Source organism: Cohnella nanjingensis, from assembly GCF_014212125.1.
In the GTDB taxonomy this organism is placed as follows: Bacteria; Bacillota; Bacilli; order Paenibacillales; family Paenibacillaceae; genus Cohnella; species Cohnella nanjingensis.
This window is the reverse complement of sequence record NZ_JACJVP010000039.1, coordinates 12582-39150: the sequence shown is the minus strand read 5'-3', so window position 1 is coordinate 39150 and position 26569 is coordinate 12582. Positions and strand designations below refer to the sequence as shown.

Annotated in this window: 24 protein-coding genes and 1 pseudogene; 8 read left to right on the top strand and 17 right to left on the bottom strand. The window is 49.4% G+C overall.

Going from position 1 to position 26569, the window contains the following annotated elements; all coding sequences use genetic code 11:
- Positions 1-88: 88 nt before the first annotated feature.
- The 3 genes from H7C19_RS22455 to H7C19_RS22445 all read right to left on the bottom strand — a co-directional run bounded on the left by H7C19_RS22455 (position 89) and on the right by H7C19_RS22445 (position 4634).
- A complete protein-coding gene (locus H7C19_RS22455) occupies positions 89-1867 on the bottom strand; it encodes a cache domain-containing sensor histidine kinase (protein ID WP_313731934.1) in 1779 nt (592 codons plus the stop codon).
- An 83-nt stretch (positions 1868-1950) separates the two neighbouring features.
- Positions 1951-3624, bottom strand: a complete 1674-nt coding sequence (locus H7C19_RS22450) for a response regulator transcription factor (protein ID WP_246469677.1) — start codon at positions 3622-3624, stop codon at positions 1951-1953.
- A gap of 116 nt (positions 3625-3740) precedes the next feature.
- Entirely contained in the window at positions 3741-4634 is an 894-nt protein-coding gene (locus H7C19_RS22445) for a helix-turn-helix domain-containing protein (RefSeq protein ID WP_185671305.1), read from the bottom strand.
- 165 nt (positions 4635-4799) lie between these two features.
- On the opposite strand from H7C19_RS22445, the gene H7C19_RS22440 reads away from it, so the two are divergent.
- On the top strand, positions 4800-5633 hold the full coding sequence (locus H7C19_RS22440) for a phytanoyl-CoA dioxygenase family protein (RefSeq protein ID WP_185671304.1): 834 nt from the start codon (positions 4800-4802) through the stop codon (positions 5631-5633).
- 458 nt (positions 5634-6091) lie between these two features.
- Here the strand turns inward: H7C19_RS22440 and H7C19_RS22435 are convergent, their stop codons facing one another.
- Positions 6092-6436 (bottom strand): winged helix-turn-helix transcriptional regulator, encoded by a 345-nt coding sequence (locus tag H7C19_RS22435; protein ID WP_185671303.1) that lies wholly within the window; start codon positions 6434-6436, stop codon positions 6092-6094.
- A gap of 291 nt (positions 6437-6727) precedes the next feature.
- Between H7C19_RS22435 and H7C19_RS22430 the strand changes: the two genes are divergently transcribed.
- On the top strand, positions 6728-7366 hold the full coding sequence (locus H7C19_RS22430) for a carboxylesterase family protein (protein WP_185671302.1): 639 nt from the start codon (positions 6728-6730) through the stop codon (positions 7364-7366).
- A 69-nt stretch (positions 7367-7435) separates the two neighbouring features.
- The gene (locus H7C19_RS22425) at positions 7436-8944 is read left to right on the top strand and encodes an MDR family MFS transporter (protein ID WP_185671301.1); all 1509 of its coding nucleotides are present in this window, start codon (positions 7436-7438) and stop codon (positions 8942-8944) included.
- A gap of 182 nt (positions 8945-9126) precedes the next feature.
- Here the strand turns inward: H7C19_RS22425 and H7C19_RS22420 are convergent, their stop codons facing one another.
- From H7C19_RS22420 to H7C19_RS34405, 10 genes and pseudogenes are all read right to left on the bottom strand, one after another.
- Positions 9127-9594 carry a DUF4362 domain-containing protein gene (locus H7C19_RS22420; RefSeq protein WP_185671300.1) on the bottom strand — a complete coding sequence of 156 codons (468 nt, stop codon included), beginning with the start codon at positions 9592-9594 and terminating at the stop codon, positions 9127-9129.
- Between the two features lie 120 nt (positions 9595-9714).
- The gene (locus H7C19_RS22415; RefSeq protein WP_185671299.1) at positions 9715-10284 is read right to left on the bottom strand and encodes a dihydrofolate reductase family protein; all 570 of its coding nucleotides are present in this window, start codon (positions 10282-10284) and stop codon (positions 9715-9717) included.
- Positions 10285-10374: 90 nt separating this feature from the next.
- The gene (locus H7C19_RS22410; protein WP_185671298.1) at positions 10375-12654 is read right to left on the bottom strand and encodes an ATP-binding cassette domain-containing protein; all 2280 of its coding nucleotides are present in this window, start codon (positions 12652-12654) and stop codon (positions 10375-10377) included.
- Positions 12655-12853: 199 nt separating this feature from the next.
- The gene (locus tag H7C19_RS22405) at positions 12854-13900 is read right to left on the bottom strand and encodes a Ger(x)C family spore germination protein (protein WP_185671297.1); all 1047 of its coding nucleotides are present in this window, start codon (positions 13898-13900) and stop codon (positions 12854-12856) included.
- A gap of 32 nt (positions 13901-13932) precedes the next feature.
- Positions 13933-15018, bottom strand: a complete 1086-nt coding sequence (locus H7C19_RS22400) for a GerAB/ArcD/ProY family transporter (RefSeq protein ID WP_246469676.1) — start codon at positions 15016-15018, stop codon at positions 13933-13935.
- Positions 15011-16486: a spore germination protein gene (locus H7C19_RS22395; protein ID WP_246469675.1), complete on the bottom strand. Its 1476-nt coding sequence runs from the start codon at positions 16484-16486 to the stop codon at positions 15011-15013. Before H7C19_RS22395 ends, H7C19_RS22400 begins: the two co-directional genes overlap by 8 nt.
- 645 nt (positions 16487-17131) lie before the next feature.
- The gene (locus H7C19_RS22390; RefSeq protein WP_246469674.1) at positions 17132-17617 is read right to left on the bottom strand and encodes an ROK family protein; all 486 of its coding nucleotides are present in this window, start codon (positions 17615-17617) and stop codon (positions 17132-17134) included.
- Between the two features lie 94 nt (positions 17618-17711).
- Positions 17712-18193 (bottom strand): annotated as a pseudogene (locus H7C19_RS22385) (N-acetylmannosamine-6-phosphate 2-epimerase); the annotation flags it as partial.
- 109 nt (positions 18194-18302) lie between these two features.
- Entirely contained in the window at positions 18303-19217 is a 915-nt protein-coding gene (locus H7C19_RS22380; RefSeq protein ID WP_246469673.1) for a phytanoyl-CoA dioxygenase family protein, read from the bottom strand.
- A gap of 2 nt (positions 19218-19219) precedes the next feature.
- A complete protein-coding gene (locus tag H7C19_RS34405) occupies positions 19220-19366 on the bottom strand; it encodes a hypothetical protein (RefSeq protein ID WP_221469406.1) in 147 nt (48 codons plus the stop codon).
- Between the two features lie 35 nt (positions 19367-19401).
- On the opposite strand from H7C19_RS34405, the gene tatA reads away from it, so the two are divergent.
- The 3 genes from tatA (at position 19402) to H7C19_RS22365 (ending at position 21305) form a co-directional block, all read left to right on the top strand.
- Positions 19402-19671, top strand: coding sequence for a twin-arginine translocase TatA/TatE family subunit (gene tatA / locus H7C19_RS22375; RefSeq protein ID WP_185671295.1), 270 nt, complete (start codon positions 19402-19404; stop codon positions 19669-19671).
- 27 nt (positions 19672-19698) lie between these two features.
- On the top strand, positions 19699-20442 hold the full coding sequence (gene tatC / locus H7C19_RS22370) for a twin-arginine translocase subunit TatC (protein ID WP_246469672.1): 744 nt from the start codon (positions 19699-19701) through the stop codon (positions 20440-20442).
- A 323-nt stretch (positions 20443-20765) separates the two neighbouring features.
- Positions 20766-21305, top strand: coding sequence for a GNAT family N-acetyltransferase (locus tag H7C19_RS22365; protein ID WP_185671293.1), 540 nt, complete (start codon positions 20766-20768; stop codon positions 21303-21305).
- Positions 21306-21713: 408 nt separating this feature from the next.
- On the opposite strand, the gene H7C19_RS22355 is transcribed toward H7C19_RS22365, so the two are convergent.
- On the bottom strand, positions 21714-22187 hold the full coding sequence (locus H7C19_RS22355) for a hypothetical protein (RefSeq protein ID WP_185671292.1): 474 nt from the start codon (positions 22185-22187) through the stop codon (positions 21714-21716).
- Positions 22188-22259: 72 nt separating this feature from the next.
- Entirely contained in the window at positions 22260-22877 is a 618-nt protein-coding gene (locus tag H7C19_RS22350) for a sugar transferase (protein ID WP_185671377.1), read from the bottom strand.
- A gap of 112 nt (positions 22878-22989) precedes the next feature.
- Here H7C19_RS22350 and H7C19_RS22345 point away from each other — a divergent pair, with 112 nt between their 5' ends.
- Entirely contained in the window at positions 22990-23733 is a 744-nt protein-coding gene (locus tag H7C19_RS22345; RefSeq protein WP_185671291.1) for a polymorphic toxin type 44 domain-containing protein, read from the top strand.
- A gap of 1049 nt (positions 23734-24782) precedes the next feature.
- Here the strand turns inward: H7C19_RS22345 and H7C19_RS22340 are convergent.
- Positions 24783-25634: an aldo/keto reductase gene (locus H7C19_RS22340; RefSeq protein WP_185671290.1), complete on the bottom strand. Its 852-nt coding sequence runs from the start codon at positions 25632-25634 to the stop codon at positions 24783-24785.
- Positions 25635-25806: 172 nt separating this feature from the next.
- Between H7C19_RS22340 and H7C19_RS22335 the strand changes: the two genes are divergently transcribed.
- Entirely contained in the window at positions 25807-26256 is a 450-nt protein-coding gene (locus tag H7C19_RS22335) for a MerR family transcriptional regulator (protein WP_185671289.1), read from the top strand.
- Positions 26257-26569 lie beyond the last annotated feature (313 nt).

The following is a 26569-nucleotide window of genomic DNA, read 5'->3' as shown; positions in this document are numbered from 1 at the left end:
ACCTTCTTCGTTGAAGTCATGACAGAAAAATGAAGCGGCTCTACCTGCCTTCGTTCATGCCTGCCCTTCGTTCATGCCTGCCCTTGGTTCATGCCTGCCCTTCGTTCGCCTGAGCGACTGCCTTCAACCGAACGGTGACGGTCGTGCCGGCCCCCGGGCGCGAACGGATGCGGAGGCCATACGAATCGCCGGCGAACAGCGCGATCCGCTCATTGACATTGTACAGCCCGTACGAGCTGCCCGAGCCGTCGGAACGGGTTGACGATGGCGGCTCGCGCAGCAGCCGCTGCGCCCGATCCTCCTCCATCCCGATGCCGTCGTCGGTCACCGACAGTTCCAGATCGTCTCCGTCGCGGCGGGCGGCGATACGGATCGTGCCTCGCTTGTCTTTCGTTTTGCGGATACCGTGGAGCAGCGCGTTCTCCACGATCGGCTGCAGCGTCAGCTTCGGCATGATATACATCCCCAGGCCGGGGTCCGACTCGATCGTAAAGTCGAACGATCCCGGAAACCGGCTGAATTGGATGTCCAGGTAGACGCGCGCCAAATTCAGCTCATCCTCGACGCTGACGAGGTCGCGCCCTTTGTTCAGGCTAAGGCGGAAATATTTCGCCAGCGCGTCGATCATCTGGCTGATGTCGGCGGCGCCGCGGCCGATCGCAAACCAATTGATCGTATCGAGCGTGTTGTACAGAAAATGCGGGTTGATCTGCGCCTGCAGCGCTCGCAGTTGGGCTTCCCGCTCGAGCATCCGCGCCTTGTACGTCTCCTCCACAAGCGACCGGACCTTATGGACCAGCCGGTCCACGCTTCGCTCAAGCAGACGAAAATCGCCGTCGGGCGACGGTTGAAGCTCGTCCAAGCTTTCCAGCCCCTCCTTGCGTATGATGCCGACAACCTGCTTCATCCTGTGGTTAATGCTCCGCACGATGAACGTCAGCAGCATGAACGCCAGCAACAGGAAGAGCCCCAGGAACCCCAGCAGCGTCGCAATCCCGGAAAACCGGCTTTGCGCGACGGCGCGCCGCGAGATCTCGGCGGCCGGCACTTCCGCGACCAGCTTCCAGCTTGTGGGGCCGATGCTCGTGCTCACGACATACTCGGTGCCGTCGTTGACCACGATTTTTTTGACCCCGCCTTCGTCTTCGCCTTGCAAGGCCTCCAGCACGCCCGGTCTTGCCCGGGTTCCGATCAAAGACCGGTCGGTATGAGCGATAAGGACCCCTTCCGAATCGACCAGATACGCCCTGTTGGGCTTCGTAAATCCGAGGTCTGCGAGAATGTCCATGACCGTCTTGTCCTCGACGTCGATCATGAGCACGCCCAGTATTTGATCGTAATGGGCAGGGTCCCTCAGCATCCGGGCGCAGGACAGAATGGACACGGAATCGGTCCGATCGGTATACCGCTCTTCGTAAATGCCCGTCCACACCATGCCGCCATTCGCCTCCATGATACGCGAATACCAGCTCTTCGTTTTCAAGCCGTCCATCGGAAAAAAGTTGATTTGCTCGTTTGCGAACAGCCTCGATTTATCCACGAACAGCCGGACCCGAAACACATCCGAATTCGCCTGCAACGGGTTTGCCTGAAGCGACTCCAGCCAGGAGCGCAAATACTTGATGTTGTCGAGCTGTTCGCCGATCGACGTTCCGTCATTCAAGCCGCCCAAATAGCGATGCAAATTCGGATTCATGAACACCGAGTTGCTGACATCCTGTGCACGCTCCAGCCGGTAAGCCAAATTATTGCCGGCCTGCTTTAGCGTCTGCTGCATCGACCGGCTCACTTCCTGCTCCAGAATCGAGGCGGATCGGGCATAGTACGAATACAACATGACGGTAGCTGGAAAGACAATTAGTATCACATAGGTAAGCAACCACTTCCTCGGAATACCGAACTGTCGCACGGTTCGTTTTGCCAATTCCAAGCCCGCCTGCAAAAACGGTATTATGTGCCCTCACCGCCCAACAGTTTGCGATACGCGCTCGGCGTCATGCCGGTCATTTTTTTGAACAGCTTGCTGAAATAGCTCGGGTCGGCGTACCCGACCGCATAGCAAACATCGTAAAACTTATACTGAGGATCGCGCAGCAGCTCCTTGGCTTTCTCAATGCGGACTTGCGTCAAATATTCGTTAACGGTTTTGCCCGTCTCCTGCTTGAACAGCAGGCTGACGTAAGTATCCGTCAAATACACCTCTTTGCCGATCTGGAGAACCGTCAGCTCGTTGTCGGCATAGCGCCGTTCGATAATGGCACGGACCCGTTCGACGAGGTTGTGCGCCTTGCCGTTCCGTTTCTCGCGGATACCGTCGCAAACGGCAAGCAAATACGCCTCTATCAGCTGCCGAAGCCCGCCGATCGTCTCTTGCCGGAGCAGCCTCTCCCAGATGTCCGCCTCCATCGTTTCGAGTTCTTCCGATTGCGCGTTCAGCTCGAGCAGCAGCTGACCGGCCAGCAGCAAGACCTGCAGGCCCACGTTGCGCCCGTATTTTAACCCGTCGCGGCGATTGCGGGAGAGTCCGTCGAACAGCTCGTTCAGCGCCTCCTTCAACTGGTCGGGATCGGCCGCCTTCAGCACCGAAACTAGACGTTCGATCATCGCATGTTCGAACCGGTACAAGCTTTGCGCCTCCGTTTCGAGGCTGTCCATCGTGATGATCCGGTTTTTGCCGAGGTACCATTTGCGGTCGGCCGCTTCTCGCGCCTGCGCATAGGAAGCGGCCAGCCCCGGCAAATGCGCGGCTCGATCCCCGATCCCGATCGTCACGCTAAGCTTGAGCCAGCGCTGCAGATTGTCCCGGATATCTCCTGCGAGCTTGAACAGCCGCTCCTCCAGATCGTCCTCCGGATCGTTCGGACGAGCGCACAAAATCCCGACGAACTCGCCGCCGCGGTGCTCGAAGGCGTATCCTCCCACGTAGCGGCCGATCAGCTCCTGGCAGACATTCAGTATAGAATACGACAGCAGTTGCCGGTCCCGCTCCGACCGCGCTTCGAACACGTCCGCGCTATCGTCGACCGACACGACGATAACCCAGTAGGTGGCGTCCGCCGGCAGCTGCAGCCCGAGAAATTCGAGCCGCTCCCGAATGCGCTCCGGCTTCGCCAATCCGTCTTGAATGAGCGACAGCAGAAACTTTTCGCGCAGCAGCGGCATGCTTTCCTTCAGCTTGAGCTGCATGTCCTGCGCAAGCAACCGCTCCGTTTTCTCCATCTCCAACTCGGCGACGACCCGTTCCACGACCTTCCGGAGTTCCAGCAAATTGACCGGCTTGAAAATATAATCGACCGCGCTCACTTGCAGCGCGGATTTCAAATAATCGGCGTCGTCGTGACCGCTGATAAAGACGATTTTGACCTGCGGAAACCGTTCCCGGATCGCCTTGGACAACCGAATCCCATCCATGTTCGGCATGCGCACGTCCGTCAGCACGATGTCGGGCATCCCGCGCGCGACCGCCTCCAGCGCAACGTCTCCGTCATCTGCTTCATGCAGGATTTCGATCCCGAAAGCGCCCCAATCGAAGTAGCTGCGCAGCCCGAACCGGACGGTCGGCTCGTCGTCGACGATCATCAGCTTGTACATCGGCAGTCCGTCCCCCTCCCCGTATGCTTCCATTATAATGACTCTGAAGCGTTCCGGGCATTGGCGAAACCTTCAATCTCTGGTTCAATTCTATGGAATTCTGTTCTGCAGGGCATCCAATACAATCCGGGGATCCGCCGGTGAAAGTTCTAACCTAGCGTTACCCTTCTCTGCTCGCTTCGATATCGGCCGGGCGGCAAACCCATCTTCTTGCGGAAACTTTTGGAGAAGTGATGAACATCCGCAAATCCGCAATATGCGGCAATCTGTTCCTGGGACAGATCGGTATTTTGCAGCAATTCACGGGCATGACTGATGCGCATGTCAAGCAGGTACTGATGCGGCGTAACGCCATATTGCTCCTTGAACACCGCGTTGAATCTGGAAGGAGATAGGTTTGCCCTTCTCGCCATGTCTTCAATGCGAACTTCCTGATCAAGATGCAAGGAGAAGTAGGAAGTGATCCAATTGAGCGTCTGTTGCGAGATGCTCTGCGACGGCCGGTCTGTCAAATAATCCTCCAGGAGCAGAATCGATAATTCTGTCATGCCTGCCTGCGCACGCAGCTGCGCGACAGGGTCGCGGTACTGCCAGTACTCCACGACCTGCAAGAACGTATCACGAAACTTCGACGGGTAACGAAGGCGAAGTCTGCAAGGGATATCAATCCCCAGTAAATCGTTAAGCCGGGGCTGAAGCAGATTCAAGTAGGCGCTGAGAACGGTTTGACCTGCCCTCGTAGGGAAACTCTTCTCCCGCTCGGGGTTATAGAACAGGTCAAAGTGCGCAAACGGGGTTACCGTGTTGCCGAGCCCTTCAAGAACAGTCAAGCTGTTGGGCTGGATCAGACAAAACTCTCCCTGCTCGAATAAGTAAGGCGTGCCGTCCACCCAAAAGCGGCAGCGTCCGTTCTGAATATAAATCAACAAATAATCGAGCAGCCGTCTTTCGGGCATGGACCATGGCGCGCGGATTGCAAAATCGCATTCGCGAATAAACGGCACAACAGGATGTCGTGCAATAAAATCGGCAATATTGCGCATGTGAATGACCCCTAAAACAATTGATTATGGCTGAATTATATCAGACTTCGGCACCGTACATTCAGTTGTTTTTGACAAAAAAATCGAATGGTTATACAAAGCCATTTCATATTGCCTGCGATACAATGAGAGCAAAATCGACGATACCTTTAAGGAGGAACTGCAATGAGCAAAACATTCGAATCATCGTCGGAACTGAACTCGGACTATTCGCTAACGGAACAACAAATTTCGAGTTATCAGGAGAACGGGCACGTTTATTTAAAGAATGTCGCTTCCAAAGAAGAAATCGCGGAATACGAGCCGATTATTACGGACTGGGTATTGAAATTAAATTATCATGACAAGCCTGTATCGGAACGCGATACCTACGGAAAAGCATTCATTCAAATCGGCAATCTGTGGGAGAAGAGCGAGGCCTGCAGACGGTTTACATTGGCCCGACGTTTCGGCAAAATTGCCGCGGAATTGATGGGCGTAGACGGCGTACGCATTTACCATGATCAGGCCCTATTCAAAGAGCCGGGCGGCGGCCATACGCCATGGCACCAGGATCAAATCTACTGGCCGCTGGATACGAGCAACACGATTACGATGTGGATGCCTCTGGTGCCGATTCCGCAAGAGGTTGGTACAATGACGTTCGCAAACGGTACCCATAAACTTGGCTATGTAAATAAACAGGAGATTTCGGACGAATCGCACAAGACGCTGGCTCAATATATTGAAGCCAAGCAATTTCCGACGGTGAACTACGGTGCGATGTCCGTAGGCGACGCCACGTTCCATGCGGGCTGGACGATGCACTGCGCGCCTGGCAATCCGACCGACAACATGCGCAAGGTCATGACGATCATTTACGTTGCGGACGGCACCCGCATTGCGGAACCCGACAGCAAGGCGAGGGAGAGCGACTTGCGGAGTTGGCTGCCTGGCTGCAAGCCCGGCGACCTTGCCGCAAGTCCGCTGAACCCGCTTGTATACAGTAATAAAATCTAACAATCAATGGATTCGGTAGAATGAAGGCCATACCTAATAACAAAGCGACCCAGCAATGGGTCGCTTTGTTCCTATTTACAACAATTCTGCGGGTAAACTTAGATAGTAATAGGGTAGGAAACCGGATCAAACCACTTTCTGCAAACTCGGGATGCCGCTGTATATCTCTTTACCGTCCCGGAGAATTCGGCAGTGTCCAGGATTCATGTAGACATCCACGCAATGTCCGCGATACTTATATCCGATTACGGCGACGCTCTCTTCGGCAGGAGGCTGCGGGTAAACCAGGAGACTGCCAGATCTCCCACAGCGTCTGCGCAAGAATCGGTCCCTCGCCGGCGAAGCTGCCGCCGCCCGACCAATCGGGGTCGTTCACTTCGTAATGGAGCTCATCCTCGGCGGAAATACTCGAAACGCCGCACTCTCCGAGAAAAGCGCCATCCCGCAATTTTGCAATTTTATACTGAATTCATCTCCGATTCTTTCTGAAAATGTTCTTGATACATTCCGCCCCAATCCGTAAGAGTCACCAGTATGGGATGAAGTGACAATCCGAGCTCGGTTAAAGAGTACTCTACTTTGGGAGGCACTTGGTTATATATCGTTCTTTTTACAATACCATCATCCTCCAGCTCTCTTAAAGATTGTATCAACATTTTTTGCGTAATATTTACCACGAGCTTCTGCAGCTCAGTCGTTCGTTTTGGACCAAAATGCAAATGATATAAAATAAGTCCCTTCCATTTGCCGCCGATCACTCTAATACAGATTTCGAGCTTATTATAGCAAAAAGTCATAGCCATAAATTCCACTTCCTTTGCAATTATTACTTTCGGGTTAGTATGTCACTAATAAGTGGGTTCTTCCCTAATATTCATTATTGCACTACTATGGATTCAATTCCACTTCCATGTTAGTGAATGATTTAAAAGGGGGGAAAGATGGAAAATTGCAAGAATCATATATTGGACTTAAACCCTTGGGGATTTCGCAAATACGGAATGGCTTCATCAAAAAATCTATATAAAACTATTGATGCAATTAAATGAATTATTGGAACAGTAAATATAAAATTAACTTAAGGTGGAATTATTATGATTCGAATTGACGAGAAATTGCGAAAAGACGGTGCGAGTCTAAATTATTTGCTTCATTTACCGGATAGAATAGAGTCTTCTCAGCCATTGCCCCTGCTCCTTTATCTCCATGGCGTATCACAGCGGGGAAATGATTTGGAGCTATTAAGATTAGATTTCCTTCCACAACAACTCGAGAAAAAGTCAGACATCCCATTTATAGTCGTTACCCCGCAATGTCCTAACCAATCCTCTTGGGATATGGAAACAGACTTCATAATAGCTCTTCTTGATGAGATCGTTGCAGAATACCCTGTGGATCACAAGAGAATCTATCTAACAGGAATCAGTATGGGCGGTTATGGCGTATGGGATTTAGCCATTAAATATCCGCAGCGATTTGCTGCATTGGCCCCCATGTGCGGTGGTGGGGAACCTGAAAAAGCAGAGGTCTTGAAGAATATCCCGATATGGGCGTTTCATGGCGAGAAAGATGATGTAATTCCGTTGCAGGAAACACTTAATATGGTGGAAGCTGTAAAACGACATAAAGGGAATGTAAAATTAACCATTTACCCAAATGCAGGTCACGATTTGACAGAAACCTACGCTGACCCGTTGCTCTATAATTGGCTCTTAGAGCAAGTTTCCCGCTAATATGGAGCTGCATTGATGAATGAATAGAAAATATTATGAAGATGAAATGGGAAGGAAGACAAACAAACAATGATTGCACCACGTAACAATGTGGGTGTTGTCGTCTCCGGCTTACTACTTGGGATTCTGATGGCATCCATGGACAACACGATTGTCACGACGGCGATGGGAACGATCGTCGGCGAGCTCAGCGGGATGGACAAATTCGTCTGGGTCACGTCGGCTTACATGGTCGCCGAGATGGCGGGCATGCCGATCTTCGGCAAGCTGTCCGATATGTATGGACGCAAGCGGTTTTTTATTTTCGGGCTTTTGATGTTCATGTTGGGTTCCATCCTGTGCGGAACGGCACATTCCATCGTAGAGTTGAGCATTTATCGCGCTATTCAAGGAATCGGCGGGGGAGCGCTAATTCCAATTGCTTTTACGATAATGTTTGATGCCGTTCCGGCTGAAAGTCGCGGCAAACTAGGCGGATTGTTCGGAGCTGTGTTCGGCATGTCGAGTATTTTCGGACCACTCCTTGGTGCTTATATTACCGACTATATCAAGTGGGAATGGATTTTCTACATTAACCTCCCGCTGGGTCTGATTGCCTTTATCATGATCGCTTTCTTCTATAAAGAGTCCGTTCAGCATACAAAGCAGCGAATCGACTGGGGTGGAGCGGTTGCGTTCGTCGGCAGCGTGGTATGCCTCATGTTCGCGCTTGAGCTCGGAGGCAAACAGTATACTTGGGATTCTGGCTTCATTATCAGCTTGTTTGCCGGATTTGCCGCGCTTCTGGTTGCATTTATTTTCATCGAACGAACCGTTCAAGAGCCCATCATATCGTTCGGCATGTTTCGCAAGCGTCTATACTGGACCAGCAACGTCATTTCCATATTCAGCGGCGCAGCGTTCATCACGGCATCGGTCTATATCCCGATCTTCATCCAGGGCGTTCTGGGAGGAAAAGCGACAAACTCCGGTCTCGTGCTCCTGCCGATGATGCTGGGTTCCGTCGTGTCGTCAACCATTAGCGGCTTCCTGATTACCAAGACGACGTTCCGTTTGCTTATGGTGCCAACTCTTGCTTTGCTTGCAATCGGCAATATTTTACTGACAACGCTTGGTATTGAATCACATAAATTCATGATTATCATCTTCATGATTCTGATTGGTCTGGGTATCGGAACGTCCTTCTCCGTACTGAGCAATGCCGCGATCTTCTCATTCTCGCCTAGGGAACGCGGCGCAGCCAGCGCCACTCTGAACTTCCTGCGTTCGCTAGGGATGACGATTGGAATCACGGTATTCGGGATTATTCAAAGCCACTCCATGAACAACAAGCTGACGGCATTGTTCTCGGGGGGCGGCGGTCAAAGCCAGATTCCAGCAGGCATCGATCTCAGCGATCCGAGCGCCATTCTATCGTCGGAAACAAGGGATGCCATTCCGCAGCAGGTGCTGGAAAAGATTACGTCAGCGCTCTCGTCCTCCATCTCGCATACCTTCGCATGGGCGATTATTCCATCCGTACTTGCGCTGGTCTTCTCTTTCTTCATGGGCCGCGAGAAGCTGACGAAGTTGGAGTAGCGACGAAATGTTTGGGATCATGTATTATTTATGGAGATGGCTTTTTGCCGACTACTAGAAGTGTTTCGCTGGTCCTTGAATCCTTTCGGTTTGCCCGGGAAGAAACCCGCGAGTCCATTACCGCAACGGGTTTATTTATAATGGAATTATTGTCTTGTTGAAACGGGCTATAGTATCTATGTTCACTCTTTTTTTATACGAATAAGAAAGTAACTCATTTCAGAATCATTTTTTGTACAACCGCTTATGGAATAATCAATTTCACCTTGTGCGTTTTTCTCACTTGATACTTTGGAACAAATATCTGATCGTACACCTTTATTGCTTCCACCAAATTCATCATTTGAATTATCGTAGGTGTAACTGATTTCTTTGCCGTCATACTTCAAATCCTTAAATATTGGATCGCCCTCATCAGTATAACCCGTGATTCGGATACTGTCTGCTTTCTTATTATCAAGGTTCGTTATGAACCGATTAAACTTTTCAATGTTGTAGACTTTGTTTAGATATACAACATCACCTTTGGTAATCGCTTCGTTGGACGAATAAGGTTTGCTTTTGACTGTTGATTTATCATCATTATTGGAGCAGCCCAATGAACTTCCGAGCAATGATACTGAGACCAAAAGAAATATTAATTTATTCATTTTATACCTCATTGTTACAATTTTTCCCGACTGTTACATGACTTTCTTAACTCGAAAAAAGTTTCAGTAATGGATATTCTGCTCGCCGCCAGATTCTCTGGCGGCAAACAGGCGATCAACTCAAATACTGGCTTCAGAACTCTCATTTAAATGATAAATTAGTTGCACAACGCCAGAGGAGAACGTTCTTGTATGAACTATTTTTAAATTCAACCTCTGTTTTATATCAATAAACAACGGTTTTCCTTCTCCCAAAACAACGGGGTGAACAGATAATCTAAATTCATCAACAAGCCCTGCATTTATAAAATTTGTAATAAGACTTGCTCCACCATATAGCCAAATGTCTTTACCAGGCTTATTCTTTAACTTATTTACTTCTTCAACAATATTATCATTTATGAATTTTACTTTGTTATCAGTCCCTTTTTGCGTTCTGGAGAACACATATTTTTCTTTACGATGAACCAATTCCCAAAAGTTTTTTTCATCTTCCGAATGATCTATTCCTGGAACAAATTGTCCCCATAATTCATAGCTTTTTCTTCCATATAAAATAGTATCAATTTGATTTAAGAAATGATTAAAGCCCATCTCAGGGTCCATAATGCACCAATCAACTTCTCCATTCTTCCCTTCGATAAAACCGTCTAAAGTAACTGCTAGATCTAAAATAATATTTCGTTTCATAATTTGTTACTCCTCTCGTTGAGCTACTATTAATTATAGATATAAAACATGTCACATTGTGACATATTAATAAAAACCGTATAGCGTTCATTATCGCTTATTTTCCATCTGGCCGGTTTCTGTCTTGCGCAAATACGCACCCGTTATCGAATGTTCGGCGGCAGCCAGCTGAACAGGCGTGCCTTCGAAGACGATTTGGCCGCCCCGGTAGCCGCCCTCGGGTCCTATGTCAATGATCCAGTCCGCGCTCTTGATCACATCCAGGTTGTGTTCGATGACCACCACCGTGTTGCCCCCGTCGACCAAGCGGTTCATAATGTCCATCAGACGAGAGATATCGGACATATGCAGTCCGGTTGTCGGCTCGTCCATTACATAGAGACTGCCTTCCTTGTGAAGTTCCCCGGCCAGTTTGATGCGTTGGCATTCTCCGCCCGACAAGGTGCTCAGAGGCTGACCCAGCGTTACGTATCCAAGTCCCACATCCTCAAGCGTCCGCATTTGACGGAGCAGTTCCTTCCCGCTGAAGAACGCCGAAGCTTCCCGTACCGTCATAGCGAGGACGTCGCTGATGGATTTTCCGTTCAGTTTATACTGCAGCACTTCATCGCTGAACCGCTTGCCCGCGCATATTTCACATGTCGTTCTTACCGGCTCGAGAAAGGCCAAATCCGTGTAGATCATCCCAAGACCCTGACAGTTGGAACAGGCTCCCTTGGAGTTGAAGCTGAACAGGGAAGCGCTCACCTTGTTGGCTGCTGCGAACAGCCGGCGGATCTCGTCCATCATCCCCGTGTAGGTAGCCGGATTGGAGCGGATGGACGTGCCCACGGCCGTCTGATCAATGACAATCGCTTCCGGATGCGACGGCAGGAATGCTTCGTTAATCAGCGTACTTTTGCCTGAGCCGGCTACTCCCGTTACCACGGTCAGCACACCGACGGGTATATCGACTGTCACATCCTTCAGATTGTGCAGGCTGGCGCCGGCTACGGTCATCCGACCCTTGGGCACCCTGGTTGAAGTTTTCAAGGGCAGACTTTGCTTCAAGTACCGTCCTGTCAAGGTATCCGCGCGGAGCAAGCCCGCAAAGTCGCCTTCGTAGACGATTTCTCCGCCGCGGGTTCCCGCATGAGGTCCGACATCGATGATGTAATCGGCGATCTCCATTACTTCGCGGTCGTGTTCGACGACAAGTACGGTATTCCCTTTGTCCCGGAGCTGGCACAGCATGCCGTTCAGACGATGGACATCCCGCGGATGCAGTCCGACGCTCGGTTCATCGAAAATGTAGATCATGTCGGTAAGACTGCTGCTCAGATGCCGGATCATCTTGATGCGCTGCGACTCCCCGCCCGACAAGGTTGCGGTTTGACGGTCCAGACTCAGATACTCCAGCCCAATAGAGACCAGATGGTTCAACCGGATCAGAATCCCGCCAATTATCGGACCGGCAACGGGATCCCGAATGGCTTCAATCATACGTATTAGCTCGCCAATCTCCATCGCTGCGCATTGGGCAATGTTGTATCCGTTAATCCGGCAGCCCAAGGCCGCTTGATTAAGCCGGCTTCCCCCGCAAAGGTTACACTCGCTATAGGATAGAAAGCGGTCCAGGGTTTCGCGTTTGGCATCTGACATCTCGCTGCTGTCCCGCTTTAAATACAGGCGGGTGAGCTTGGGCAGCAGACCTTCATAATCCGATTCGATATCGCCGCCTTTGGTGCGGTATACGATCTTGCTTTCTTTGCCGTGGAGGAGGGTATCCCATTCTGCCGGCGTATAGTCGGCAAGCCGCTTGTCGTTGTCGAACAAGCCGGAATGGGTATACGTATTCAAGTACCAGCTTCCCACTTTAAATACGGGGAACAGGATTGCGCCTTCATTCAGCGACTTGGACCTGTCGAGCAGCTTATCCACATCAAACTGCACCACCTGTCCGACTCCGGAGCATTCCGGGCACATGCCGGCCGGTTCGTTAAACGAAAAAAAAGGCGAAGAGCCGGCAAAAGGCTTGCCGATTCTGGAGAAAAGCAACCGGAGCAAGGCATAAATATCCGTGATTGTGCCGACCGTCGAACGGGAGTTGCCGCCGAGCCGTTTCTGGTCGATAACAACCGCCGTGGACAAGTTCTCGATGAGATCGGTATCCGGCTGACTAAACCGGGGCAGCCGATTGCGGATGAATGCGGTAAAAGTCTCATTAAGCTGCCTCTGCGCTTCTGCGCTTACGGTGTCGAATACCAAGGAAGATTTTCCCGAGCCCGAGACGCCGGTAAAGATTGTGATTTTTCGCTTCGGTATACGGACATTCACATTTTTTAGGTTATTCTCGCGTGCTCCTTTGATTATGATATGTTCGACGTTCATAGACTCCACCTCGGATTTCCATTTTCTTAGCTTTCACAGTATAACGGAACAATCACGACAACCTATGTCATGATTAGACGAATATTTTTCTCGGAAAACAACCCGCTTCTTATCGTCGCGCAGGATCCTTTGGAGTAGATCATGGTAAGAATTTCTCTAGCTGTGTTTACATCACATCATCGACTATAACCACCGATTTCTAATTTTTCATCTTGAGAAGCCCTTTATTCTGAATAATCGTATTGACCTGCACGTTCAATTTCATGTACGGATAATATTCCGACCTCCAATGTTCTAGGCGCTCGCGGGAGAGCTTTGTCCGGAAAAATTGCCCCATCCCCAAAATATCAGCTTCCTTCGATTGAATATTTCGGAACATCTGCTGGATCTGGCCGGTTAGCATTTCATCAAGTTCTCGTTTGATCATCGTCACTGATGGAGATCCTTTCGTTTCCAGAATCGTAACCTTTAGCTGGAGACGGCAGTTCAATATAGCCTTATTCCCTTTGATGGAGCTGCTGTGGGTTAATTTGTCGGCTACGATCAGCACCGAACCATGATCCATCACCTCGATTCTCCCTTGCGTTCCTAATCCATTAAACGCATTGAACATCAATGTTTCGTCGGGGGTAATCTTGCCCACCATCTTACCGTTCTTGATTACTGCCGATCCAGTGCTTGCAATGGTCGTGGTTCGGCCTGGTTCTATGATTGGGATGGCCACGTCATGCGTGAAAGAGTTAAGGCTTCGGAAAATTTGCCATATTCGCGTTTGGGCCACATGGGGCGTCCAGCCGGCGCTTTTCTCGAAAAAGTTATAGATCTCCACTCCACCGTTCTTTGATGAAGATTTCAACTTTTCAAATAAGGGCTCCAATTTTTCTTCGCTTATGGCTACGATTGTCTTGGGGGATATATCGCGGGCCCTCATAAAGCTCGAAATGCTGTCGCTTAAACCTTGTTCCGCAATCGCCCGCTCGAACACGATGACTTTCAAATGCAGCAGGTCGACTTGCACCTCCATGTCTTTGCTGAAACGATCTACGACTTCGTTGATCGTTTCTCCCGTACCCGTTACGACTTTCGCGCCTGTCCCTCCTTGGTTATTTTCCGGGATCAGAAGAAAAACGTTATAAGCATCATTTTTCTTCTCCACACCCATGACTATCGGCAGCGTGCGGTGATTGATGTCTTTGATGTCCCAGCAACCGCACAAAACAGTAAGGAATCCTGTCATCAGCAGCATCTTAAGAACATCATGTATATGATGTTTCGTTATCATGGACAAGCCGCCCCTTTACGATGATGACGAATTCCCAGAAAAAGCGTGATAAAAGGAATGACTATCATCACGTATAGTCGCAGATAGGTATTCCACCAAAGCAAACGTTCTACAGTTTTCCAATCAGGAATGTACAAACAAACGATAAATATAGCCAGAGACAGCAACATTGTCGTTGTGACCGGTCGGATAGACGGAAATCCGCGCCGAATCAGCAAGGTTGTCTTCCACATGATCAATGAAATAAAGAGCATAGCAAAGCAAACCAGACTAAGCAGTAAGAAGAGAGTGACCCGGTCAAACATCAACCAGCTGATATTCACCGTATCGACCGCCGTGATGAACGGGAATTGAAACCGGGAAGCTGTACTTTGTCCGAACGTTAAAATCGGGACATAAACCGAGATTAGAAAAAAGGGGAGAAGCAAAGCGCTCGCCCACATCACTTTGCGGCGTTTGTAAGTGATATAAGGCGGAATAAAACCTAAAAACATAAATCCGCCCGTGAAAGCAAACAAGCTGAGCAAGTATGGACGGCTGACAACGTACGAAAGAGAAGCCGCTTGTTTATCCATCAACGGGAATATATAACGCCAATCCGCATTTTGAAAGGAAAGACAGAAGATCAATAAGAGGAAGGGGAAAAACAAAATGGCGACAAGAACTCCCGATCTGAATAGCGTTTCAACGCCTAGAGCGGAAATAAACGCAGGTACAGAAAGCAGTAAGACCATAGTCACCCATAGCGGTGTTTTGGCCAGAAAAACAAGCGTAACGATTTCCGAATAAGCGCGGATGTCGATGATGATCGTCATCAGAAAGTAAAGCGTAACGGGAAGCAACAAGATAATGGAAAAAACTTTGCCCACTCCCAAGAAAATATCGATCAAGTTTCTAGGCGCAAAATAACCTAATCCTTTCAGAAAAATGCCCATCAATGCGACATGTAACGCGAATCCGAGCAAAATCGCGCTCCAATGGCCGACATCAACGACTTCGATGATGTCTGTCGGATACATAAAAAATATAAGCCCGATATGCGTTAGGAGATACATGACCATGACTTGCAAACTTTTATCCATCAGAGTTCTCCCTTGCTTTCGGCTGGTACAGATAAGGAATGCCAAACGTATTGACGCTTGCCAAGTATACGCAGACAACCACCACGCCCGCGAATAGTCCCAATACGCCATATAGCGCTGACAGAATAAGAATGAGATATTTGGATATGCGGATGAAAATCGAATTGTGGAACCCGACCACCGTAAAACTCGCGATAGTGGTTGCAGCCAAAATAATAATCAGAATGTTGCTGACGAGCTTGGCGTTCACGACAGCTTGCCCTAGAATAATACCGCCAACCATCGTTATCGTAGGTCCTATGGTTTTCGGCAGCCGGATGCTGGCCTCGAGGATCAGTTCGAGAACCAAGAGCAACAATAATGTTTCGACAATGGCTGGATAAGGGACCCCTACTCGGCTGCTGGCAATTGACAAGGCTAGCTCAATTCGAAGCACGTCGGGATTCACCGAAACGAGCGCTACATACAATCCGGGCATCAGCATGTTGGCCAGCACCCCAATGGTACGCAATAAACGCATGGTTATCATGAAAAACAAGGGGAAATTACGATCGTTCGCCACCGCAAACATGTCCGTAATCATACTCGGCAGAATGATGGCAAACGGAAAGCGGTCGAGAAATAAAACCACTTTGCCTTTTTCGAGCGCATAGGCGGCATTCTCGGGCAGCTCCGTGGTGTTAAAGCGGGAAATCAACGTCCATACGGGGAATCCCAGCAATTTGTTCAACGCTTGCAAATTGGGGATGTTATTGCCCAGGTTGGATTCAATTCTACGTTTCAACGCATTTAGAAATGACGGGTTTGTTTGTCCCTCCATGTATAGAAGTATCGCTTGTCTGCGTTGTCCTTTCTCAAACCGGTACGACTGTGTTCGCAGTTTCTCCGAATGCACGTGCTTCTTGATTAATCCGATATTGGTATCGAGATCTTCATTGAAGGCACTTACCGAACCGCGTATTACGTTTTCGGTCGTTGGCGCTTCGATAGCTCGGGACAACGTACGGGATATCGGAACGATCTTGATACACAAGTCGGAAGATTCAGACAGTATAATCAAATTCCCTTCGGACATCGCTTCGATTACTTTTAGTTCTTCGGTTGGGCTTATACAATCGCCGATTCCGCTTCCTAGAGCAAATAAAGGCCGTTCTGCGGCGATCGCATTCTGAGCTTGCTGTTGAAGCAGCATCAAGGTGTGAGGCAAATCGATTAGCGATTTGTACCCTGCGAGCATGACCGGTTGTTGGGTAAGAAACATTCGATGGATAAACAAATCGGCATCCAGCTTTTGTCTTTCCTGCAAACGATCCAATAGTTTCATTTCAATGTCACTTCCAGAGATGTTAATGGTCCCAGTATCTCCTGCAGGATTGTGCGTTAAACTCGTAAGCGAAAATGCCCCCCCCCCCGGCGCGGTACTTGCAAAGCTGGACAAATGCAAAAAGCCCTCGGCTTCGGGCGACATAGTCCGATCGGGGGCTGCCCTATTTTTCTCGCCGGCGTTTTTTGTCGGTATGATGTCAGAACTGTAACAAGAGACAAATGTTCGCTGTAATTAGATTTGTCATTAATTAAAGCCTTCTACAGTGCTTCTTGTACGATCAAAATGACACCTGCTGTACTATGTTATGTCATTTAGCGACCTCTTCGTAATATCAAATGTCATTTTCCAGTCGGATGCCGTTTAAAATACCCATTGCTCAAGCAATGGGTATTTTAGCATTATTATATTACGCGCTTTTAAGTTCAATCGAACGGCTTCTTCGAATGATGATAATTGGCATCTTCGGGATCAGATCCATGGTGCTCACAAGGATGAGTTTTGTTCCGGTAGCCTCCGTGATTTGTTTAAATGCTTCAATAAACTGTCAATTCAACTTAAATTGAATGGTCTATCTGCCAAAGGAAACGTCTCCAGTTCGCTCTACCAATTGCCTTCAGATCAAGCGCCCATTTTGCTCACATTGTCAATTACGGCAGTCATGCGGTCGTCACCTCGTAGTCTCGTTTATGTGTTGATAGCTTACGAGACTTCTCGCGCGGTTGGCAGGATACAAAACCTGCCACAATTACCTGACATCCGAAATTTCGGAGAAATAACAGGTAATCATCACACCCATAGCTGCATTGCCGCGCCAATCATGGCGCTGCGATTGCCATTCGCCGCAAGTTGGATTCCCCGTTCAGGAAAAAACGAGGGCATTGTTTTCTTTCGCGTCTCCCCCTCAATCCTTCGCAGTACGGGTTCTCCGACTTCGGCAAGCCCTCCCCCAATGACGACAAGTTCAGGATTGAATAGATGACTAAGACTGGATATGGCCGTGCCGAGTGCCTCGAAAGCCTCATTCATTACACGCCCGGCGACCGGGTCGCCGAGCAGCCAGCGCTTGACCGTCTCTCGGGTATCGACCGGACCGTCACGGGCAGCATCATAAGCCGCCTCGGCCAACAGAAGCTCGTTCATACGCTTGGAGATGGAGGTGCCGGATGCATATTCCTCCAGACAGCCGATGCCTCCGCAAATACAGGTTCGGCCATGATAATCGACGCTCATATGCCCGATTTCTCCCGCGCCGCCCCATTGTCCGCGCACCATTTTGCCGTTGTCGACAATGGCTCCGCCTCACCGGTACCCAGCGCGCGGCGATCAGTTGGGGACGTGTAACTGCGCTTCCAACGACCACGTAGTCGGCGCCGGCGGCCATGGCGGCTACCGCCTCCTCGGGAGACCAAATGCGCCCTTCGGCCACAAGCGGAACGCTTAGATCGGCAGCCAGCCGAGTAATCAAATCCAAATCGGGGCCGTTTATCTTCGGGCTATAAGGCGTATAGCCCGACATCGTCGTGCCAATGAAATCCGCGCCGATCGACGCTGCCGCAATGCCTTCCTTGTACGTCGATACGTCGGCCATAGCCAAGGCTCCGCGTCCGTGCACGTATTCAATCAGCTCTTTCGCCTGCTGCAACGGCCTTCCCGGTACGTTACGTCCATCGCGACGATGTCCGCTCCCGCAGCGAGCACGGCCTTAACCTCGGATAACGTCGGTGTAATGAAAATATCCGAGCCTTGCCTCACTTTTTTGAACAACCCGATGACGGGCAAAACTACCGCTTGTTTGATCGCCCGAATATCCGAAACACCGTTCGCCCGGATGCCTATTGCGCCGGCCATTCGAGCAGCGACGGCCATCTTGGCCATCGTGTCGCCCCCATGAAGAGGCTCATCCTCCAGTGCCTGCGCCGAGACGATCAATCCCCTTTGGGGGAAAATCGCAGGCTTGTTACTCATCATTCGTTGCCTCCCGATTTCTTCTGTAAACGACGGGAAAATAGTCGTTGGCGAAAAGCTGACCGTCTTGCGGACGCGGACCGAGAAATTTGGCGTTGCCATGATACTGCACACCGCTGCGATATGCTGTGCCGCCGGGGATGAGATGTGCGACGACCGAAAGCCTAGGCTCGGACGACAAGTTAGGCCCCGAGCCGTGAAAGGTCAGTCCGTGATGAAAGCTTGCTTGTCCGGCCTTCAAAATGCACGGCTCTTCCACCCAGCTCCTTCCTTCTGATTCGTATTTGGCGCGCAGCGCATCCATGTTCGTCTCATAGAAAGTATCGCTGTCTTTGATCAGCCCCCACTTGTGCGAGCCGAGAATCGTCATCATGCCGCCGTTGCTGAGATCGGTATCCTGCAAAGCAATCCACACGGTTACGACGTTGTCGGTGCTCAGGCATTGCCAGTAGGCGAAATCCTGGTGCCACCCTACATTGCCGACCGCGCTCGTCTCCCCCTCTGTTCCAGGTTTCCAGATCACTTGATCGTGCCAGAGCCTGACCTCGTCGGTTTCCAGCAAATCGGCCGCCAATTTGCCAATCGCCGGGTCGGTCACGACAGCCCGCACATTGTCATTGATCCACCAGCCGTTGTTGAATTGGCGCAGCTTCTTCCGATCGCCGCCCTTCGCATACGCATTGTCGAGCGGGTACCCGTCTCCGTCGAAGTCGCCTTCCCATATCCGATCATGCGCTCTGCGCAGCCGGTTGATCCCCTCGTCGTCCAGCAATTTGGGACTGATCCAATAGCCGTCCTCGCGATAGCGGCGCTTGTCCTCCGCTGAAATCGAAAATGTCATCGTCATGTGCCTCCCGTTTTGATAATCAGACTTTTTTCGAGCCTGCATTGCCTGTTTGCCGCTCATCCTTACCCGTTCGCCGCGGTCGCGCGGATGAGCGTCGTCCGGCCCCCAGGCGCCGGAATCATCCAGAAGCCGTTTCGTACGCACACGCCGCTGGCTTTCCCGCCGTTGATCGAAGGGGGCATTTCGACCGTCGGATCCGCCAACGTCATCGCCAACAATCTGATTTGACGGAGGAGAGACGACCATGCATGCGCCTGGAACGGTAGGGATTCTTCTCATCGTGCTCGTGGAACTCCTGTTGTTCGGTCCAAACAAGCTGCCGGAGCTCGGCAGAGCGTTCGGCAGAACGCTGAGGGAATTCAAGAGCGGTACCAAGGAATTGATAACGGAGGAATCCGGCGGCAGGCTGTCCGGAGGAAATTCGTCCGAAGCGAATACCATAAGCTCGCTGGAAGCAAACGGCACAACGCAATTGAACGCTCAGGAAGCCGAGGGCAAGAAAAGCATGAGTTAGGGGATGACAACGATGCAGACGTCCGATATGAAGTTGACCGAACATTTGCTGGAGATGCGCAAGAGGGTCATACGCATTGTCGTCGTACTGCTCGTTATGCTTGCGGCCGGCTTGTCGCTCGCCTCCTCCGCCATCTCCTACTTAAAGAATGCTCCCCCGGCGAATAGTCTCTCCTGGCATGCGTTGTCGCCATGGGACGGCATACGGGTGTATATGCAGTTCTCGCTTCTCTTCGCACTCGTTGTAACGCTGCCTTTCAGTCTGTATCAGCTTTGGCAGTTTGCAAAACCCGGCCTGACGGAGACGGAGCGGCGCGTGACGCTCAAGTTCATTCCACTTTCTGCCGCCCTTATGGTTGCGGGGACAAGCTTCGCGTATTTTGTGGTGTTCCGTATGTCTTTATTGTTTCTAAGGCGATTGAATTCTTCCATGGAGCTTGAGGAAACCTACGGAATTGCTCAATACTTCTCGTTTATGTTCAACATCGTCATTCCTTGCGCGCTCATGTTCGAGCTGCCGATCGTCATTGCATTTTTAACCGCGCTGCGGCTCTTGACGCCAACCCTGCTGCGCAAGTGGCGGCGTTACGGCTATATGCTGCTGGTCGTGCTGTCCACGCTGATCGCGCCGCCCGATCTCCTGTCGAATTTGTTTATTCTCGTACCGTTCCTGCTGCTGTTCGAGATCAGCATACTGCTATCTGCTGCCATTCACAATCGCTCGAGCTCGAGGAATACGGCTTGGGACGCTGACGCAGCACATTCGGCTTGAGGACAACGGCACAATTAGAGGCTCCATTCTCATAAGACGAGGCTCTGCGCCTCTATGCTTTTCCGGTATATTCACACTTCAGTTCATTCCAGATTCCGCTGTCCTTCAATAAACGTGCCTTCTGTTAGATCGCTCCATTGCAGCGGGCTCGGCAACTTGACGCCGTGTCGTTCGTAACCATCCAGTATCTTGTAAACCGGAAAGCCTGCACGGTCATACACCCAAACTTTTGAATGCAAAGTGCCTCCTGTCAAGTGTGTGCATGTTATAATAGGTAAACAAATGAGCAGCGAACAAAATTTGTATTAGGAGGAGTATCCGCCATGCGCATAGAAACTCAAAATGTTGTTATAAGAACCTTGGAAAAAAAAGATGCTAAAAGGTTTTATTCAATTGCCAGGGAATCGGCTGTATACCGTTATATGCCAGATTGGGCTGACGGACGCGCACATCCGCAGGATTATTATGGATTGATTGATCAGTATCAAAAGCAATCGGATAATACGGATATTTCCATTGGCCGTTCCTACGCGATTGCCTTGCCAAACACCGATGAGATGATTGGTAGCATAGGGGTGGGGCTTAAAGAGAAGCTAAATGAAATCGAACTGGGATATTTCATGTCGGAAAAACATCAAAGGAACGGATATACCAGAGAAGCGATAAGTGCCTTGGCAGAATGGTGCTTTGAGGTATCTGATGTTAAGTATTTAATCCTGACAATTAATTGTGCCAATGTTCCCTCGAACAAATTGGCTGAAAAATGTGGATTTAAGTTGCTTGAAAGACGAACGCCTATAGGGGATAACAAATTTCATATGGAAAATGATAGTTACTTTTATTACAGAAGCTACAGAAAATAAGCATTTCTTTCCGATGGCTCCCAAACCGATCGTGTGTAACCACTCATCATCTACATCCTTAAACCTTTTTAGAGTATTACTTCTGACGTCATTTAACTTTTTAATATAATAACTCAAATCATTCCCACGTATCTTTTCTCTTGCTTCTTCACCCAATCGGATAGCTGCTCCCCATTGAATCTGTTCGTCATCGCTTAGTTCTCTTTCTTCAAAAGTATTAACGAAGTAAGCGTATTCATTGGCAGCGATATGTAATAAAAGAGCTCCGATCGTATTGCTATTTGAGTCTAATAATGAATCCAGCTGTCTTTGGTTTAATCCCTGGATACTGGAGCTCTTCGTAGTGCTTCTCCTTCTGTTTTTCGAACGACTTCATCAACTTGGACATGTCCACGTATATCGCCATTTCTACATTTCGAGGTTCATATTACGCATTGCTGCTTTACTAGGTGCAGCTGCCTGATCAAGCCACATGTTCTTCGTCTCTTGGGACACGTATGGCACCTTCTCGAGACGCAGACGAGAAACCTTGTCTTGGCCCTTCAACTCAAAGTAAAGGATCTCCTGGCCAATAATTACTTCGAAAGAATAGCTGGACAAATGATTTTTCAGGAGCGCTGGCGTGACCTGGCTCCCGGTAGGGATGCCCTGCCCCTTCTTCAATACTTCCTTCAGTTGCAGCGGCTCTTCTAGCTGGACCCATTTATCGAGTGCTGGCGCATCCACCCCGGCCTTAGCGTAAACCTCTCCGATCCGCCTTTCATTCACGACTCGGATCTGGTCATTCTCTTTCACGAAAAATTGAGACGGATGTCTTTCCGCCGTGTCGTACAGGTAAAACGAATCTACCTTGTCCTTGATCTGGTGGAACGTCCGCAGCACCTTCTCATGGCTTTCCTGGATGACTTCCCTAGGTACTCGCCGATGCTCGATAACTTAGGCAGTTAAGCGATTTCAATATCCTTTAAACAATAGCCCGAACGTCTTCACAATAATCCCAATATCCGTTGTAATTGATCGCTTCTGAATATATTTCAAATCCAGCGCCAGCATTTCCTCGAACTCCAGCCGGCCGCGTCCGGATATCTGCCACAGACCCGTGCAGCCTGGGGTCACAAGTAATCGTTGCTTGTCGAATTCACTGTACTCCTTAACTTCCCTGGGCAAAGGCGGCCTGGGGCCGACAAGACTCATGTCGCCTTTAAGCACGTTCCATATTTGCGGCAGTTCGTCAATGCTCATTCTGCGAATCCACTTTCCGACCTTCGTCACGCGAGGGTCGTTCCTAATTTTGAATATTGCCCCGGAAGCCTCGTTGACCGGGAGCAGTTCCTCCAGCTTTTCCTCCGCATCCGCTGACATCGAACGGAATTTGTATATTTGGAACAGCTTCCCACTTTTTCCGATGCGGGCCTGTTTGAAAAGCACTTTTCCTCTCGGATCCTCCAGCTTAATAAGAATCGCAACCAAGATCATTACCAACGAGAACAGAATTATGCCCATGAGAGTGCCTATGATGTCCATTAATCTCTTGGCTATCAAGTAGCCTTTCCGTTCTTGAACGACAATCATTCGGACGTATGCCAACGTGTCCCCACCTTTCGAACGAGACGATGGCTATATTGTACGGGACCGCTCGGCAACCGCAACGGCCTGTATAACGTTCCTTCGATAAATTGGGCTCATGCCGTTGACCGCCGATGCCGCCTTGAATAAACTGGCAGAAATCCGTTCAGAGGTGTACGCTTTGAAACTGAACCGGCTTGTATTTCTGTTCCGCTTCTTCCCTTCGGCAAAATTCAGAATATATTCTGGCGCGTTTTTCGGTATTTGGCTTGCCATTTTAATATGGGGGAACCTGCTTCTTATCTTCTCCAGCTTGACGGCTTTCATCGCTGTCTGCTGCTTTAAAATCCGACTGACCCGCAAAGACAAACAGGAATTAGAACAAATCATCACGGAACAAGCGAACGCGATAGAACGCGCATCCAAACAGCTAATAAAAGCTCCAATAGATTTTGATCTACTGTACGAAACGAACCTCAATGCGGCGAAAGCGATCAAAATAAGTTTTGACCGCTATGCCATTCAGAAAGGTTCAGCTTATGCCCATACTTATCATTTGGGTTTTTTTTACGTACTGACCCGAACAAAAGGAATTTGGGACTTGAAGCAAGTTATTGGGGACAAATCAATCTACTCTTTTCGGGGCGCTGAAAAAACCGGGGAATACATCGGCAACCATCATTTTGGTTATATGGGGAGAGCAATTGGGCTCAGTTGTTTCGTGTTGAGGCTCGCTGCCGGGATGTATCAAGTATACTCCGGGACATCGGATTGGAGGTATGTTTTCTCCTTTTTCGATCATCCTGTGGATTCCCAAGCGATTGCCGACGGCTGCAGCGAATTTGACTCCCATTTCTTTTAGCATCTTGTCCTAACTAGAATTCTGGTCATTTGATAATCGAAGATTGAGAAACCCAAAGGGGTATTTAAGCAATGGCGTTGCCTCGCTTTGGATGCAGGCGGCAGGAGTGGACTTCGTCGTTGACACCTATCGCAGCTGTGTTTTTTTGTCATGAGGCAATCTACAGCTTCGTCGTATTGGTCTCATCTTCTCAATTGGGGACGAAAATGACTCAATTATACATGGAGGCGATGTTTAAACGTAGTCTACCAGCTCACGCGGGGTCAGAAATCCGATTTTATAATATAAATTGGCTTGTTCTTTAGTGATCCGGAGAGAATTCTCTTTGTTCAGCAGAAACTCTTTTGCTGCATCGAATTGCACTTTATGGAGTATGGCGTATGTAAGTCGATGTTCGTATTTGAGAAGTATGGTAAAGTATATGGCCATGTCATCAAAGACCGAACAGAGAAAACACCAGCGAAATTCATGTTTGAGACCCAAAAGTACGATACGGTCGATCAGCTGAAGGTCGATTACCCCGAGAACGAAGAATAATATCGGCATGATCTAAATGCCATGAAGACCGCATCTTTACCGGAAGCTTTGTTTGTAAACAGCCGGTCAACCTAAACTTGTTCCAATTGTCGTTCTGGATTCTGCTCGAAGCTGCTTACCCGGACAGAACCAATGCGTTGACTTTCATAAAAAAGCTCCTCATCCCAATAGTGTCAGGAATAAGTCTATAATCTCCTTTTTCGGAAGTGTCAATTAATATTCGTAACAACCCTATTCTGACGGTTTCTAGGGACCTCCTGACGTCAGTTTGAGGTATAGTTCATTGTGACAAGCAGACCAGAGAGGATTAAGCTAACTGGCAGGATAGTTATGGGGGTCTCGGGGTTCTGTGTGTGACCTGTATTGGTGGAGTATAGATTCGGTCCACCGATAGCAGCAGTTTTGCTATTTTTAGAATTTGCAATTCAAGTAAAGAAAGAACAGGGGCGATCGCCCTGTCCTTTCTTAATAGATGAGGATAAACGCATGATGAGTTTACGGTTTAATCAAGGTTACAGATCGACTTTCCAGTTGCCCATCATCTTGGCGACTTCCGGATCGCGGTACGATAAGAAAAGACTTTCCTGCGTATCGAGAGTGGAAATTAGTTCGATGTCGTCCGCGCTCAACTCAAAATCGAATATGTTGAAGTTTTCAACGATCCGTTCTTTCTTCACCGACTTCGGAATTACAACGACTCCACGCTGAACAAGCCAGCGAAGCACGACTTGGGAGACGGACTTGTTGTGTTTTTCTGCGATCGAGGCCAGAACTTCGTTCCCGAACAAGTTGTTACGTCCTTCAGCGAAAGGCGCCCACGACTGGTGCTGCACTCCCTGCTCTTTCATAAAAGCAGCACTCTCGATCTGGTGGTAGAACGGATGCGTTTCGACCTGATTGACGGCAGGCACGATTTCGTTATGCACGATAAGGTCCATCAAACGGTCAGGCAGGAAATTGCTGACCCCGATCGCCTTGATCTTGCCTTCGCGGTACAGGTCTTCCATCGCACGCCAAGCGCCGTAGTAATCGCCGAACGGCTGGTGAATAAGGTATAAATCCAGATAGTCGAGCTGGAGCTTCTTCAAGGATTTAGCAAACGCCAGCTTGGCACTCTCGTAGCTGGCATCCTGAACCCATAGCTTGGTTGTGATGAACAACTCCTTACGTGGTATACCGCTGCGCTTGATCGCGCGACCGACCGCTTCCTCATTCAGATAACCGGCGGCGGTATCGACTAGGCGGTAACCAGCCATCAGCGCATCATATACGGCTTTCTCGCATTCATCAGCATCAGGAACTTGGTAAACACCAAAGCCGATGATCGGCATTTTCACACCATTGTTTAATGTGACGGTTTGCATTGTAATTCCTCCCAGTGTTTAAATGTATAACGGCAAACGGCGCTTATCCCCTGAATCGGGCACTACAGCGGGAATTCCACTTACGACTCATTTGCGTTACACTAAGCTTAGAACCTTCGTGTTACACGAAGTCAAGCTGCTTTCAAAAATTATTTTCCAAGGAGGATTTCACATGCATACGGTCAAAGAAGCCGCCCTAATAACGGGACTCACCGAGCACGCAGTACGCTTTTACACGGATAAAGGTCTAGTGCCAAGCGTACAGCGTAATCAAAACAATATTCGGATGTTTGACGAAGAATCGATCAACTGGTTGCATGGCATCAAATGCCTCAAGCAATCCGGGATGCCTATTGAAGTTATTAAGAGGTACGTAGATCTCTGTCTCGAAGGAGATTCGACCATTCCGCAACGTTACGCACTCATGACGGAGCATAAAGAAGATGCGCTCGTAAAGCTCGAAGAAGCCAAACAGCACGTTGCCCATTTGGAACAAAAAACCGCTCTATATCAGGCCATTCTGGAGTACCGCTCTTTAGACACGACCAATCCCGGCAACTGGGAAAGAATCAAGCATATGCATAGTGATGTATTTTACTCGCCCTCTGTTCAGAAGGCGTGAGAGGTTTACGTGAGACACAACGCTCTGAAGAAAATGCTCGGTTTTAAGCTTCTGATTGGCTTAACAATGGTCAAGATTCACATCAACCTAGATTAAACTCCCTCGAAATGATCCAGTTTCCTCACTCAGACTCATGAATTCGCAGGATTTCACCCTAGGAAGAGTGTGAAAGAAGATGAGCTATGGGGGAGATCGGGTTGTGGATCAGCGAAAGGGCGTGCAGGAATAAAGGAGATGCATGTTGCCCCCTGTATGAAATGATGGCTTTAGGAGCTTCGAATTTGTGGAATGGAAATCGAGTCTCGTATTGGAA